The following is a 13,764-nucleotide window of genomic DNA, read 5'->3' on the forward strand; positions in this document are numbered from 1 at the left end:
ACGTTTCTGGGGGAGTTGGGCGATCAGTCGCCCCGGTACTCGCATCCACTCGTGCAGGTTTCATGCACACGAATGCGCGACAGTTCCGGTAGCAGCGGCTTGAGCTCCAGCCAGATCCATTTGGCCAGGTTCTCGCTGGTGGGGTTTTCCAGGCCGGGGATGTCGTTCAGGTAGTTGTGGTCGAGGCGCTCGTAGATCGGCTTGAATATCGCCTTGATCTCGGCGAAGTCGCGGATCCAGCCAGTGTGGGGATCGACCTCTCCTTCGATGTAGATAGCGGCGCGGAAGGAGTGCCCATGCAGGCGGCCGCATTTGTGGCCAACTGGCACATGCGGCAGGAGATGGGCGGATTCGAAGGTGAATTCTTTGAACAGTTCCAAGGTAAACGCTCTGCTGGATAGGCCGCGAAGCGGCGTGAAGCTCGCCTCGCAGTTTACCAGCTAGAACCTTTACTGCGCCTGTCGCAGGCGAGTGAGCTCGGCGTTGAGCCAATCGGCAGAAGGCTGCAGCTGGCCTTGGCAATTTACCTGGTAAGGCTCGCCGCTCATGCTGCTTTCGGTCGCCGCGATGGCGATGAAGTCCTCGGACGAGTCGATCTTGTCCTTATCCTCCAGATAGTCGAGCTTCTTTTGCAGGTGCTTACGCGCATCCGCAGGTTGGTGTTCGCTACCGTTGCGAATAAACAGGCAACCGCTGCTTTCGACGAAAGCGAGCAGGGCATCAACTTCTTTTTTCCCTTCTTCATCGAGGGCGGCCTGACTACTGCCGCAGACGAGCAGCGTGGAAAGAGCGAGCGTTCTGGTGAGGGACATTATTGCTTCCTTGCAGTGTGTGAGTCAGAGAGGTTGCAGGCGTTCGCCAAGGCGTCCGCTGTCAGCCAGCTCGAGGAATTCGTCACCCATGCGCTGGCTTTCCGCCATGGCCTTGCGCCAATAGCGCTCGCGGCCGATGTCGTCGCCCAGATAGCGCTTGAAGTCGCTGCGGTCTGGCAGCTTGCCGTGGGGAAGACCTGCGAGGTACTCGCGGGATGGTGCCAGCAGCAGTACATCCTGCAAGCGATCACTGTTGCCGCGTCGCCAGGGCAGGCCCTTGTCGAACCAGCCGGGGACGACCCGGTCGGTGAAGTGCGGATAGAGCACCACGCCTTCGCTCTGATAGGGCAGGTCGAGGTGATAGTCGAGCAGGCCGCCGTCACGATAAGCGCCCGGCTCCAGCCCGGGAATCTCGCGGATCGCCTCCATCACCATGGGAATCGAGCCGGAGGCGAGCAGGGCGTGACGCAGGTTGCCTTCGGCCAGCGTGTGGAAGTGCGAGCGGAAGTCGTTCAACGTGGCGAGCGGCGGTGCCAGGCGCGCATCGTGCAGGATCACCCGCTCGAAGTGTCGACCCAGGCGGCTGCGGCTCAGCAGGTTGTTGCCGATCACCGACGATAGCCCCAGTCCCAGCTTGCCGCGATGATCGTGTTGCAGCAGGCCGTGGCTGCGTACCACCACGATGTTCAGGCGATACAGCTGATTGTTCAGCACCGCGGCATCCTGCCCTTCAAACAGATCGTCGAGCAGCTGCACACAGCTACGGGAGACCTCGGCCATGCTCACGCCCTTGGCGAAGCGCTGGCTGGTATATAGCTCGCCGAGGCGCTTGATACCGGCGCAGGCATCGGGCAGGCAGGCGCTGGCGAAGCGCCAGGAGCCGATCGATGCACCGATCAGGGTTCGTTCGCGTGGCGCGCGTGGCAGCCAGTCGCCGAACAGGGCCAGGTCCAGGCCTTGAATGCCCAGGCCTTTCGGGCCGCCCGCAGCGCCCGGCAGGATACCGACGTCGGCCGGCTGCAAACCCTCCTCGCGGATACGCGCAAGCGCGCGCTTGCCGGCGCGCAGGCTGAGGGCGGGGGATTTGATCTGAATAGCGGTCATGCTCGGCTCCACACTGCAAGCCAGCGATTATAGTGGCCTCGCCTGGCAGGCCAAGCGGCTTCAGGACGTGAATGACGTGGCAGTTGTGAGCCACAGCCGACATCGGGACAATTCAGCTTCAATTAAGTCGGCTTGAGTATCTTGGGCACCGTAGACAAACAGACACCCCCGAGGAGAACACCATGAACAAGCTGACCAGCCTCTTTGCCATAACCGCCCTGGCCGCCACCGCCGGCATCGCCCAGGCCCGTGACCTGGGTCCAGACGAGGCGCTGAAACTGCGCGATGCCGGTACCATCCAGAGCTTCGAGAAGCTTAACGCCGCAGCTTTAGCCAAGTACCCGGGTGGCAAGGTCGAGGACACCGAACTTGAGCAGGAGCAGGGCCGTTACGTCTATCAGGTCGAAGTGCGCGACGCCCAGGGCGTGCAATGGGATGTGGAGCTGGACGCCACCAACGGCCAGATCCTAAAAGAGCACCGGGATGACTGATGAAATTCGTTGCACGCTATAGCGGCATAGTCGTCCTGATCCTGGCGGTGCTTGCGCTCGATGCGCAGGCTCGCGACCTGGACCAGGACGAGGCCCTGAAGCTGCGCCGCGAAGGCGTTATTCAGCCGCTGGAAATGCTGATGGAGCCGGCCCTGGGGCGTTACCCCGGGGCCGTGCTGCTGGAGGCGGAACTGGAAGAGGAAGACGATGTGCTGGTTTACGAGGTCGAGTTGCTGACCGCTGACGGCACCGTCCGCGAACTGGAGCTGGATGCCCGTGACGGCCGCATCCTCAAGGACGAAGTGGAGGACTGATGCGTCTGTTGCTGGTTGAAGATCATGTGCCCCTGGCCGACGAGCTGGTCGCCGGCCTGAGTCGCCAGGGCTATGCAGTGGACTGGTTGGCGGACGGCCGCGATGCGGTTTACCAGGGCGCCAGCGAACCTTACGACCTGATCATTCTCGACCTTGGCCTGCCCGGCAAGCCGGGGCTCGAGGTGCTGCGCGAGTGGCGCGCCGGTAGCTTGGCCACGCCAGTGCTGATCCTCACCGCGCGCGGCTCCTGGGCCGAGCGCATCGACGGCCTCAAGGCCGGCGCCGACGACTACCTGACCAAACCCTTCCATCCGGAAGAGCTGGCCCTGCGCATCCAGGCGCTGCTGCGTCGCGCCCATGGCCTGGCCAACCAGCCGCAACTGGAGGCCGCGGGCCTGCAGCTGGATGAGAGTCGGCAGTGCGTGAGCCGTGACGGCAAAGAGATCGAGCTGACCTCCGCTGAATTCCGTCTGCTGCGCTACTTCATGCTGCATCCGGGTCAGATCCTGTCGAAGAGCCAGCTGGCCGATCACCTGTATGACGGCGAGAGCGAACGTGATTCCAATGTGCTGGAGGTTCACGTCAACCGCCTGCGCGGCAAGCTCGGCCGCAAGGTGATAGAAACCCGCCGCGGCCAGGGTTACCGCTACGCCGGGGTCAGCGCTTGAGGTCGATCCAGCGTCGCCTCAGCCTGAGCTTGGCCGGTGTGCTGGTGGCGGTAGGGCTGATTCTGGCGCAGAGCAGCCTGTGGCTGTTCGACCACAGCCTGCGCCGTTACCTGCAGGAAGACCTGAAAGACGAGGCGCAGGGCCTGCTGATCGCCCTGGTGCGTGGCCAGAACGGCATTCAGTTGGATGAACGGCGCCTCGATCCGGCGTTTCAGCGGCCGTTCTCCGGCCACTATTTCCGTATCGATTTCGCCGACGAGACCTGGCGCTCGCGCTCGCTGTGGGATCGCGAACTGCAGCCGCCACCGGCAGAGGGTTTGCAAGGCGGCCTGGGCGATGGCCCGCGTGGCCAGCGCCTGCTGGTGTTTCGTGCGGACTACCAGCGTTTCGGCAAGGCCTTCTCCATCAGCGTGGCGCAGGACTACACGCCGATCCTGCAGAGCTTCCGCCGCCTGCAGTGGTTCGGCCTGGGTCTGGGCGGGGCGGCGCTGCTGCTGATTTTGCTGGCCCAGCGCTATACGGTGCGTGCGGCGTTGCGTCCGCTGGAGCGTGTGCGTGGACAGATCGCCCAATTGCAGCGGGGCCAGCGCAGCGAGCTGGATGCCCGTGTGCCGCAGGAGCTGGAGCCGCTGGTAGGGCAGGTCAATCACCTGCTGACCCACACTGAGGACACGCTCAGGCGCTCGCGCAACGCGCTGGGTAACCTAGGTCATGCCCTCAAGACGCCATTGGCCGTACTGGTCAGCCTCAGCGAACGCGAAGACCTGCGTGCCCAGCCTGAGTTGCAGGCCACCCTGCGTGAGCAGCTCGCGCAGATCCAACAGCGCCTGGAGCGCGAGTTGGGCCGCGCCCGTCTGGCGGGCGAGGCTTTGCCTGGCGCGCACTTCGATTGCGCCGCGGAGCTGCCGGGACTGTTTTCCACCCTGGGCATGATCCACAGCCACGGCCTCGAACTGGGGTGGCAGGCCGAGCCCGGTCTGTGTCTGCCCTGGGACCGCGAAGACCTGCTGGAACTGCTCGGCAACCTGCTGGACAACGCCTGCAAATGGGCAGACGCGCAGGTGCGCCTGAGCCTGGTGGAAGAGGCGGATGGCTATCGCCTGTGCATCGACGACGATGGTCCCGGCATCGCCGAGGAGCGGCGCGATGAGGTCATGGGCCGTGGTGCTCGCCTGGACGAGCAGGTAGCCGGTCACGGTCTGGGGTTGGGCATAGTGCGCGACATCGTCGATGCCTGGGGCGGCACCCTGCGCCTGGCAGACAGCCCGCTGGGCGGGCTGAGGGTGGAGATATTGCTGCCGAAGCGGCGCTGATCACATGCCGTTGGCGAAGGATGGGTTGCTTAGGTCGATGCTCGCGCGCACCGGCTTGAGCGCCTCGGCGTACTTGCCGAGGATGTCCAGGGCGTAGTCGGCGCGCTTGCGGATGCGCAGGTCGTCCTCGCCATTGGCCTCGCCCTCGTTGAGCACTGCTTCCACATGCCGCACGATCAGGTGCTCCGGCAGGTAACCGATGCGGCAGTTCTTGTAGCCCGAGGCGCGTAGTTCGCTGATCGGGTAGGCGCCGCCAATCCCCGAGGAAACCCCCACCAGCAGCGCCGGCTTATGCGCCAGCTCGGCCTTGCTCGCATAGAGGAAGAAATTCTTCACTGCCGGGCAGGCCATGCCGTTCCATTCAGGGGCGATCACCACCAGTGCGTCGGCGGCGGCCAACTGCTGCTGATACTCGGCCCAGGGCCCCTTGTCGTCGGCCGGCCACAGGGGCAGGGCGCGCTCGCCCAGATCGATCAGGCTGCTCTGCGCGGCGCTGGTCAGGCCCAGGTCGATCAGGCGTTGGCGCAGGTAGCGGGCGACCTTGGCGGATTGGCTGCCGCTGCGGCTGGAGCCGGCGACCAGGGCGATATTGAGCATCTTCGGGACCTCTTGTGAATGATGGCGCGCAGGCTACCGGCGGCTCTGCGACGGGGCAAGTGAGCGAGCGTCAGGATGGTTGGCGGATGGCGCCAAGAAAAACGCCCGGCGAGGCCGGGCGTTGTCATGCGGACCTGGCTCAGACGCGGAATTGATCCATCAGGCCCTGCTGGTGGTTGGCCAGGCTGTTGAGGGTCTGGCTGACCCGTGCCGACTCGTCGGCCTGGCCGGACAGGGCCTCGGTAACGTCGCGGATGGTCGCCACGTTACGATTCACCTCCTCGGCCACTGCGCTCTGCTCCTCGGCGGCGGAAGCGATCTGCAGGTTCATGTCGTTGATCACGGTGACCGCATCGCCGATGCGGCGCAGCGAGGTAACGGCCTGCTCGACCAGCTCGACGCTGCCCTGGGCCTGCTTGTGGCTGCTGTGCATGGAGCCGACCACGTCGCGGGTGCCGTTCTGCAGGTTCTCGATCACCTGGCGGATTTCTTCCACCGAGTCCTGGGTGCGCTTGGCCAGGTTGCGTACCTCGTCGGCGACCACAGCAAAGCCGCGACCGGCTTCGCCGGCGCGGGCGGCTTCGATGGCGGCGTTGAGGGCGAGGAGGTTGGTCTGCTCGGCGATGGCGCGGATCACCTCCAGCACCGAGCCGATCTGCTCGCTGCTGCTGGCCAGGCTTTCCACCTCCTGCATGGCCGCGTTCAGCTCGTTGGCCAATTGCTCGATGGACAGGGTGGTGCGGTCGATCACCGCCAGGCCCTCGCGGGCGGCGGCATCCGCGCCACGGGCGGCATCGGCGGCCTGGGAGGCGTTGTTGGCGACGTCGTGGGCGGTGGCGCTCATTTCCTGGGAGGCGGTGGCCACCTGGTCCACTTCACGGAACTGCTGCTGCATGCCGGCGCTGGTCTGGCTGGCGATGGCGGCGGACTGGTCGGCGGTGCTGCGGGCGTCCTGCACCGAGCGCTTCACGTCGGCGATGATCGGCTGCAGCTTGTCGAGGAAGCGGTTGAACCAGCCGGCCAGCTCGCCCAACTCGTCCTGCCTGGCGTAGTCCAGGCGCTTGGTCAGGTCGCCTTCGCCGCTGGCGATGTTCTTCAGCATGCTGGCCACGCCGAGGATGGGGCGGGTGACGCCGAGCGCGGTCAGCCACATTAGGGCGAGGCCGAGGAGAATGGCGATCAGCGCCAGCACCACCGAGAAGGTGGTGTCGCTGGTACGGCGCTCGTCCAGCTGCTTTTCCAGCGCCAGCGCCGGGCCGAGCAGGGTGGCCTTGGGCACCTCCAGCAGCACGCCCCAGGACTTGGCCTCGGGGATCGGCAGCAGCGGCTCGAACACCCGCAGGTTGCCTTCCAGTTCGAGGAACTGGGCCTGGCCGCCGCTGAGCAGCTGGGCGATCTGGCCGCCCTGGTTGGGGAAGGCGCTGGTCAGCGACTTGCCGAGCTGGCCAGGATCGCGGCTGTGTCCGGCAAGCAGGCCGGCGGGGCTGATGATGCTGACGTGGGCCTGGCCGTCGTATAGCTCGCTGCTGGCCTTTTGGCTGATCTGCTGCAGATTTTCCAGGCTGATGTCGACGCCCATCACTCCGATCACCTTGCCGTTCTGCTCCAGCGGGAAGGCGATGCTGGTCATCAGCACCTGCTTGCCGTTGACATCGTCGAAGTAGGGATCGAGTACACAGGCGCGGCGGTTGTCGCGCGGGCAGGTGTACCAGGCGTTGTAGGGCGCGCCGCTGGGGCCGGTGGTGGTGTCGCCCAGCTGGGCCTCGCCCATGGCCTCGGACTCCAGAGTACCCGGCGTGCTCTGCGACCAGTAGAGGGAGAAGCGGCCCTTGTCGTTGCCGCCGACCTCGGCGACGCCGGCGAACAGTTCGTCCTTGCCGTCCAGGCCGTTGGGCTCGAACACCAGGTACAAGCCGAGCAGGTTGGGGTTGGCCTCCAGTGCCGAGCGGGCCTGGCGGGTCATGTCCTCGCGCAGGTCGAAGGCATCCAGGAAACGCTTCTCGGCCTGCTCCTTGAGGAACAGCACCTGGCGGGAGAAACCCTTGCCGTACTGGTAGGCATCCATGAAGTAGCGCTGGATACGGATGGCCTGCAGCTCGCCGCGGGCGGCCATGCGCAGACGGGCGGACTCTTCCAGCATCTCGCTGCTCGAGGCCTTGACCAGCGCGGCGCTGTGGGTGGACTGGTACAGCGAGGCCCCCACCAGCATGGTCACGATGGCCAGCAGGCAGAGGCCGGCGAGTAGGGTGATTTTCCACTGGATGGACAGACGCGACAGCATGACGGGGTCCTTTCAAAAGTCAGACTTGCTGGTCATTTATCGGTGTTTTCGTCAATAACTTGACCGTGCCAGCCGATTTAATGAGCCACTTGAGCTTTTTCGATGAAGCGCCTGAATTGCAAGCAAGAATTGTGCTCAGCCGCCCGCTTTCCGCGCATCGCCTGCGTTTTGACAGGGCCTGACCGATCGGGCAGAGTTCGCGCCCTTTCCCGGGCGCGCGGCGCGCGGGCAGCCTCTTTATCGTAGTGGGAGCTACTCATGAACGCAGTCGTTGCCGCGGTCGGCATCATGCTGATCCTCAGTCTGTGCCGGGTGCACGTGGTGGTCGCACTCATCGTCGGTGCCCTGGCGGGTGGATTGCTGGGTGGCCTCGGCATTGAGGGTTCGCTGGCCGCCTTCAACAAGGGCCTGGGAGCCGGCGCCACGGTGGCGCTCTCCTATGCATTGCTCGGGGCTTTCGCCGTGGCCATTGCCAAGTCCGGTCTGGCCCATGCGTTGGCCGACAGGGCCCTGGCCCTGGTCGGGCGCCAGGAGGAGCGGGGCGGTAGTGCCCTGAAGTGGCTGATGATCGGCCTGCTGTTGGTGGTGGCGGTGTCTTCGCAGAACATCCTGCCGATCCATATCGCCTTCATTCCGCTGTTGGTGCCGCCACTGCTCTATGTGCTGACCAAGCTGCAGATCGATCGCCGCCTCATCGCCTGCGTGCTCACCTTCGGCCTGATCACCCCCTACATGTTCCTGCCGGTCGGCTTCGGCAACATCTTCCTCAATGACATCCTGCTGGCCAATGTGGTCAAGGGTGGGGTCGACGTCCAGGGCGTCAACGTCACCGAGGCCATGTTGATCCCCGCCGTCGGCATGCTGGCGGGCCTGCTGATTGCGGTGTTCTTCAGCTATCGCAAGCGTCGTAGCTACGAGCTGGAGAAAATCGTCGACGCCGAGCAGGTCAGCATCGCTTACAACCGCAAGAGCCTGCTGGTGGCTGGCGTTGCAGTGGCGGTGGCCTTCGGCATGCAGCTGTGGCTGGACTCGATGATCATCGGCGCGCTGCTCGGCTTCGTGATCTTCTCGGTGTCCGGCGTGGTGCGCTGGCGCGAGGCCGACGACCTGTTCACCGAAGGCATGAAGATGATGGCCATGATCGGCTTCATCATGATTGCCGCCCAGGGCTTCGCCGAGGTGATGAGCGCCACCGGCCAGGTCAAAAGCCTGGTGGATGCATCCGCCTCGTGGATCGGCAATAGCAAGGCCATGGGCGCGCTGCTGATGCTGCTGGTCGGCTTGCTGGTGACCATGGGCATTGGCTCGTCGTTCTCGACAGTGCCGATCATCGCCGCCATCTTCGTGCCGCTGGGCGTGCAGCTGGGCTTCAGCCCGCTGGCCATCGTCAGCATCATCGGCACCGCCGGCGCTCTTGGCGACGCGGGTTCGCCGGCCTCCGACTCGACCCTCGGACCCACCTCGGGCCTCAATGTGGACGGCCAGCACAACCATATCTGGGACACCGTGGTGCCGACCTTCCTGCACTACAACCTGCCGCTGCTGGCGTTTGGCTGGATCGCGGCGATGATGCTGTAATAGCTGCAGACAGGACTTCAGGCTGAAACGGGGTTGCCGATAACACGGCAACCCCGTTTTGCTTCATGCGGTTCCAACAGGAAGGAAAGAACATGCGCCTCACGCTGAAAACCAAAGTGCTACTGCTAGCCCTGGTGCCGGTCATCCTGTTCGCCCTGGTGCTGAGTGGCGCGGCGGCGAAGATCCTTACCGATCTGGCCGAGCACGAAGTCGCGCAGACCCGCGAGCGCCTGGTGGAGGAGAGCCGCCAGGAGCTGAAGCACTACATGCAGATCGCCCTCGGCTCGGTACAGAGCCTGTACGACGGCGCTACCCAGGGCGACATGGCCAGTCGCGAGCAGGCCATCGCCATCCTGTCGAAGATCAAGTACGGCAAGGACGGCTACTTCTTCGGCCACGACTCCAGCGTGGTACGTCTGTTCCGTGGCGACAGCCCGGTGGACGTGGGCAAGAACCTGTCCGAGCGCAAGGACCCCAACGGCGTCTACGTCAACCGCGAACTGGTGCGGGTGGCCAAGGACGGCTCCAACTATGTGGAATACAGCTCGCCGCTGCCCACCGACGAGAGTGTGCTGGTACCCAAGCTGGCGTACAGCTACTACCTGCCGAAGTGGGACCTGGCGCTGGGCACCGCGGTCAACCTGGACGGCGTCGCGGCACAGGTGGCCGAGGTCGAGGCGGCCATCGACGAACGCGTGAGCACCATCCTCACCAGCATCCTGGTGATTGCCGCCATCATGCTGCTGGTGTTCGGCGTGGCCGGTCTGGCCCTGAGCAATGCCTTCCTGCGCCCGCTGCAGCTGATCAAGGAAAACCTGGACGACATCGCCGCCGGCGAGGGCGACCTGACCCGCCGTCTGCCGGTGGCCAGCGACGACGAACTGGGCCAGCTGGCCGGCTCGTTCAACCGCTTCGTCGAGAAGATCCACGGCCTGGTACGGCAGATCGCCGAGATGACCACCCAGCTGACCGGCCTGGTCGGCGAGGTGGCGGCCCAGGCGCAGCGCTCCGAGCAGGCCATGGAGCGTCAGCGCCACGAGACCGACCAGGTTGCCACGGCGATCAACGAGATGTCCGCTGCCGCCCATGAAGTGGCCAAGAGCGCCCAAGGCGCCGCCGAAGCGGCGCAGCAGACCGACCAGGAAGGCCAGGCGGCGAAGAAGGTGGTCGATGGCAGCATCTCCCGCATCCACGCTCTGGTCGGCGACATCCGCGAGAGCGGCCAGTCGCTGGACAGCCTGCAGCAGGACGTGCAATCCATCGTCAGCGTGCTCGGCGTGATCCGCTCCATCGCCGAGCAGACCAACCTGTTGGCCCTCAACGCCGCCATCGAAGCCGCGCGGGCCGGCGAGGCCGGGCGTGGCTTCGCCGTGGTCGCCGATGAGGTACGCGCGCTGGCTAGCCGCACCCAGCAGAGCACCCAGGAAATCCAGGGCATGATAGACCGCCTGCAGCAGGGCACTCAGGCCTCGGTCACCGCCATGCGCCGTTCCAGCGATGCCGGCGAGATCACCAGCGAGCAGGCCAACCAGGCCGGTTCCTCGCTGGATGCCATCGCCGGGCTGATCGGCACCATCAACGCGATGAACGCGCAGATCGCCAGCGCCGCCGAGGAGCAGACCGCGGTGGCCGAGGAGATCAATCGCAGTGTGCACCAGATTGCCGTGGCGGTGGACAGCGTGGCGGACGAAACCCGCCATGGCGCCGCCACCGCGCGCAGCCTGTCCGGCCTGGGCGAGCGCCTGGGTAGCCTGGTGCGGCAGTTCCGCATCTGAGTCTGGTTGTATGAAAGAAGGCGCTGCGGCGCCTTTTTTCATGGCCGCGCCAAGGCAAAAAGGCCGCACTTTGCCGTCACGTTGGGGGACTAAGCAGGAACAGCCCTGTCAGGCGGTCGCCCAATGCCTTCATCCCGCGTCGAACACAAAGCCTTTCTCACCCTGCTGGTGGTGGTGACCCTGGCCTTCGCCTGGGTCCTCCTGCCGTTTTATGGCGCGCTGTTCTGGGCCGTGGTGCTGGCCGTGCTGTTCGCCCCGCTGCAGCGCCGCCTGGCCCTGCGCATCGGCGGGCGTGGCAACCTGTCGGCGCTGATCACCCTGTGCGTGTGCCTGCTGGTGGCGATCCTGCCGGTGATCGTCATCACCCTGATGCTGGTGAACGAGGGGGCGGCGGTGTACGAGCGCATCGAGGCGGGCGAGTTGGACGTCGGCGCCTTCGTCGCCCAGGGCAAGGACATGCTGCCGCACGCCGTCCAGCGTCAGCTCGACCGCCTCGGCTTGGGTAATTTCGACGGCCTGCGCGACCGCGTCGCGCGTGGCGCGCTGGAGGGCAGCCAGTTTCTCGCGACCAAGGCCTTTGCCATCGGCCAGAACACCTTCGAATTCGTGGTCGGCTTCTTCGTCATGCTCTATCTGCTGTACTTCTTCCTGCGCGACGGACCGGAGCTGGTGCGCACCGTGCGCAGTGCCGTGCCGCTGGCCGAGGGCCTCAAGCGCCGCCTGCAGATCAAGTTCACCCGGGTGGTGCGTGCCACGGTGAAAGGCAATATCGCCGTGGCGGTGGTGCAGGGCGCGCTGGGCGGGCTGATCTTCTGGGTACTGGGCATCAGCAGCCCGCTGCTGTGGGGCGTGCTGATGGCCTTCCTGTCGCTGCTGCCGGCGGTGGGCTGCGGGCTGGTGTGGGGGCCGGTGGCGCTGTTCCTGCTGGCGCGTGGCGAGCTGTTGCAGGGCGTGGTGCTGATCCTGTTCGGCGTGCTGGTGATCGGCCTGGTGGACAACCTGCTGCGGCCGATCCTGGTGGGCAAGGACACGCGCATGCCGGACTATCTGGTGCTGATCTCCACCCTCGGTGGGCTGACCCTGTTCGGTCTCAACGGCTTCGTCATCGGCCCGCTGATCGCCGCGCTGTTCATTGCCAGCTGGGATATCTACCACAGCGGCAGCCAGGCGCCACGGTTGCCCTGAAACTCGGAAAGAACAGCCCGGCAGTGGTAGCCCGGATGCTATCCGGGAAGCAGGTCACCCCGCCCCGGGCTTCAGGCTTTGGCCTCAACGGCTCCATGCTTGCCCTGAATCGCAGGCAGAAAAAACCCGGCCAGTGCCGGGTTTTTCATTGCTGCTGGCCTCAGTGGGCCACGGCCACCAAGCCGGCGTGCTGCACCAGTTCCAGCAGCGGCTGCGGGTAGACGCCGAGGAAGAAGGCGAGCAGGGCGACGAACAGCAGCATGATGCCGCCGGCGCGCTGGCCCCAGTTGAACGGCGCGTCGTGGCGCTTGAGGTTCGGTTCAGCGAGGAACATGGTGACCATCACGCGCAGGTAGTAGTACACGCCGATGGCGCTGCCCAGCACCAGCGCGCCCAGCAGCCACCACTGTTGCGACTGCACGCCAGTGGCGACCACATAGAACTTGCCGATGAAGCCGGCAGTCAGCGGAATGCCGGCCAGGGACAGCATCATCACGGTCAGCACGGCGGTCAGGTACGGACGGCGCCAGAACAGGCCGCGGTACTCGTACAGGGCGTCGGCGTCGCGGCCGCTGTACGGCGTGGACATCAGGGTGATCACGCCGAAGGCACCGAGGCTGGTCAGCACGTAGGTGGCCAGGTACACGCCGATGGCTTCCTCGGCCAGGCCCTTGCTGGCGATCAGGGCGATCAGCAGGTAACCGAAGTGGGCGATGGACGAGTAGCCGAGCAGGCGTTTGAGGTTGCTCTGCAGCAGGGCCAGCAGGTTACCGAACAGGATCGAGGCGATGGCCAGCACGGTTAGCAACTCGTTCAGCCAACCACCGCTGGTCACCGGCGAGATCTGGTACAGACGCAGCAGCACGGCGAATACCGCCACCTTGCTGGCGGTGGCCAGGAAGGCCGCGACCGGTGCCGGGGCGCCCTCGTAGACGTCCGGGGTCCACAGGTGGAAGGGTACCAGCGACAGCTTGAAGGCCAGGCCGATCAGCATCATGCCGAAGCCGACCTGGGCGATCAGGCTCGGCAGGCCGTCGGCGGCCAGCTTGGCGCCGATGCCGGCGAAGCTCAGGCTGCCGGACTCGGCGTAGAGCAGGGCCATGCCGAACAGCAGGAACGCAGAGCCTGCAGCGGAAAGCACCATGTACTTGATGCCGGCTTCCAGCGAACGCTTGTTGAAGAAGGCGTAGGCGATCATGCCGTAGGTCGGTACCGACAGCAGTTCCAGGCCGATGAACAGGCCGGCCAGGTGCTGCGCGCTGACCAGAACCAGGCCGCCGGCGGCGGACAGCAGGATCAGCAGGTACAGCTCTTCACGGTTGCCCGGGTAGCCCTGCTTGCCCGATTCGCCGCCCAGGTAGGCGTGGACCAGGGTGGTGCAGGCCAGCGTGGCAGCCAGGACCAGCGCCATGTAGTAGCAGGCGAACTTGTCGATCAGCAGCAGCGGGGTGACCTGGATCGGCGTCACGCTCACGGCCGGAATCACTGACAGCAGGGCCAGGTTGAGGCCCAGCACCGAGAGGATGAAGGCCATGGCGTGGTTGCGCTTCCAGGCGATGGCCAGCATCACCACGACGATGGTGGTGCAGGTGACCAGCAGCGGCAGCAGCGCGATGAAGTGTTGAGTCGTCAGTTCCATAGCGCTT

The 13,764-nt window shown here is 65.3% G+C and carries 13 protein-coding genes; 7 read left to right on the top strand and 6 right to left on the bottom strand.

Translation table 11 applies throughout. The features are described 5' to 3' along the window. Positions 1 to 23 precede the first annotated feature (23 nt). The 3 genes from queD to N7607_RS12250 form a co-directional block, all read right to left on the bottom strand. The gene (gene queD / locus N7607_RS12240) at positions 24 to 380 is read right to left on the bottom strand and encodes a 6-carboxytetrahydropterin synthase QueD (RefSeq protein WP_279865473.1); all 357 of its coding nucleotides are present in this window, start codon (positions 378 to 380) and stop codon (positions 24 to 26) included. Positions 381 to 449: 69 nt separating this feature from the next. Then, positions 450 to 812, bottom strand: a complete 363-nt coding sequence (locus tag N7607_RS12245) for a DUF5329 domain-containing protein (protein WP_279865472.1) — start codon at positions 810 to 812, stop codon at positions 450 to 452. 24 nt (positions 813 to 836) lie between these two features. Beyond that, a complete protein-coding gene (locus N7607_RS12250; RefSeq protein WP_279865470.1) occupies positions 837 to 1,916 on the bottom strand; it encodes a patatin-like phospholipase family protein in 1,080 nt (359 codons plus the stop codon). A 182-nt stretch (positions 1,917 to 2,098) separates the two neighbouring features. On the opposite strand from N7607_RS12250, the gene N7607_RS12255 reads away from it, so the two are divergent. The 4 genes from N7607_RS12255 to N7607_RS12270 are packed head-to-tail and all read left to right on the top strand — an operon-like array spanning position 2,099 to position 4,702. Further along, positions 2,099 to 2,407 (top strand): PepSY domain-containing protein, encoded by a 309-nt coding sequence (locus N7607_RS12255; protein WP_279865469.1) that lies wholly within the window; start codon positions 2,099 to 2,101, stop codon positions 2,405 to 2,407. Then, a complete protein-coding gene (locus N7607_RS12260; RefSeq protein ID WP_279865468.1) occupies positions 2,407 to 2,721 on the top strand; it encodes a PepSY domain-containing protein in 315 nt (104 codons plus the stop codon). Before N7607_RS12255 ends, N7607_RS12260 begins: the two co-directional genes overlap by 1 nt. Continuing rightward, positions 2,721 to 3,389, top strand: coding sequence for a response regulator transcription factor (locus tag N7607_RS12265; protein WP_279865465.1), 669 nt, complete (start codon positions 2,721 to 2,723; stop codon positions 3,387 to 3,389). Before N7607_RS12260 ends, N7607_RS12265 begins: the two co-directional genes overlap by 1 nt. After that, positions 3,386 to 4,702 carry a sensor histidine kinase gene (locus N7607_RS12270; protein ID WP_279865464.1) on the top strand — a complete coding sequence of 439 codons (1,317 nt, stop codon included), beginning with the start codon at positions 3,386 to 3,388 and terminating at the stop codon, positions 4,700 to 4,702. The genes N7607_RS12265 and N7607_RS12270 overlap by 4 nt, the downstream gene beginning before the upstream one ends. On the opposite strand, the gene N7607_RS12275 is transcribed toward N7607_RS12270, so the two are convergent. After that, positions 4,703 to 5,299 (bottom strand): NAD(P)H-dependent oxidoreductase, encoded by a 597-nt coding sequence (locus tag N7607_RS12275; RefSeq protein WP_279865463.1) that lies wholly within the window; start codon positions 5,297 to 5,299, stop codon positions 4,703 to 4,705. Positions 5,300 to 5,438: 139 nt separating this feature from the next. Beyond that, positions 5,439 to 7,580, bottom strand: coding sequence for a methyl-accepting chemotaxis protein (locus N7607_RS12280; protein WP_279865462.1), 2,142 nt, complete (start codon positions 7,578 to 7,580; stop codon positions 5,439 to 5,441). A gap of 258 nt (positions 7,581 to 7,838) precedes the next feature. Between N7607_RS12280 and N7607_RS12285 the strand changes: the two genes are divergently transcribed. The 3 genes from N7607_RS12285 to N7607_RS12295 all read left to right on the top strand — a co-directional run bounded on the left by N7607_RS12285 (position 7,839) and on the right by N7607_RS12295 (position 12,118). After that, complete coding sequence (locus N7607_RS12285) at positions 7,839 to 9,158, top strand: Na+/H+ antiporter NhaC family protein (RefSeq protein WP_279865461.1); 1,320 nt, start codon at positions 7,839 to 7,841, stop codon at positions 9,156 to 9,158. 92 nt (positions 9,159 to 9,250) lie between these two features. Further along, a complete protein-coding gene (locus N7607_RS12290) occupies positions 9,251 to 10,933 on the top strand; it encodes a methyl-accepting chemotaxis protein (protein WP_279865460.1) in 1,683 nt (560 codons plus the stop codon). Positions 10,934 to 11,056: 123 nt separating this feature from the next. After that, positions 11,057 to 12,118: an AI-2E family transporter gene (locus N7607_RS12295; RefSeq protein ID WP_279865459.1), complete on the top strand. Its 1,062-nt coding sequence runs from the start codon at positions 11,057 to 11,059 to the stop codon at positions 12,116 to 12,118. A 160-nt stretch (positions 12,119 to 12,278) separates the two neighbouring features. On the opposite strand, the gene nuoN is transcribed toward N7607_RS12295, so the two are convergent. Then, positions 12,279 to 13,757, bottom strand: coding sequence for an NADH-quinone oxidoreductase subunit NuoN (gene nuoN, locus N7607_RS12300; RefSeq protein ID WP_279865458.1), 1,479 nt, complete (start codon positions 13,755 to 13,757; stop codon positions 12,279 to 12,281). Positions 13,758 to 13,764 lie beyond the last annotated feature (7 nt).

The sequence above is a fragment of the Pseudomonas sp. GD04019 genome, assembly GCF_029837695.1.
Classification (GTDB): Bacteria; Pseudomonadota; Gammaproteobacteria; order Pseudomonadales; family Pseudomonadaceae; genus Aquipseudomonas.

Excerpts from the sequence above, each read along its gene's own strand:
- N7607_RS12280 (WP_279865462.1), bottom strand. The coding sequence starts at position 7,580 with ATGCTGTCGCGTCTGTCCATCCAGTGGAAAATCACCCTACTCGCCGGC.
- N7607_RS12255 (WP_279865469.1), top strand. The coding sequence starts at position 2,099 with ATGAACAAGCTGACCAGCCTCTTTGCCATAACCGCCCTGGCCGCCACC.
- nuoN (WP_279865458.1), bottom strand. The coding sequence starts at position 13,757 with ATGGAACTGACGACTCAACACTTCATCGCGCTGCTGCCGCTGCTGGTC.
- N7607_RS12295 (WP_279865459.1), top strand. The coding sequence starts at position 11,057 with ATGCCTTCATCCCGCGTCGAACACAAAGCCTTTCTCACCCTGCTGGTG.
- N7607_RS12250 (WP_279865470.1), bottom strand. The coding sequence starts at position 1,916 with ATGACCGCTATTCAGATCAAATCCCCCGCCCTCAGCCTGCGCGCCGGC.
- N7607_RS12285 (WP_279865461.1), top strand. The coding sequence starts at position 7,839 with ATGAACGCAGTCGTTGCCGCGGTCGGCATCATGCTGATCCTCAGTCTG.
- N7607_RS12265 (WP_279865465.1), top strand. The coding sequence starts at position 2,721 with ATGCGTCTGTTGCTGGTTGAAGATCATGTGCCCCTGGCCGACGAGCTG.
- N7607_RS12245 (WP_279865472.1), bottom strand. The coding sequence starts at position 812 with ATGTCCCTCACCAGAACGCTCGCTCTTTCCACGCTGCTCGTCTGCGGC.
- N7607_RS12290 (WP_279865460.1), top strand. The coding sequence starts at position 9,251 with ATGCGCCTCACGCTGAAAACCAAAGTGCTACTGCTAGCCCTGGTGCCG.
- N7607_RS12260 (WP_279865468.1), top strand. The coding sequence starts at position 2,407 with ATGAAATTCGTTGCACGCTATAGCGGCATAGTCGTCCTGATCCTGGCG.
- N7607_RS12275 (WP_279865463.1), bottom strand. The coding sequence starts at position 5,299 with ATGCTCAATATCGCCCTGGTCGCCGGCTCCAGCCGCAGCGGCAGCCAA.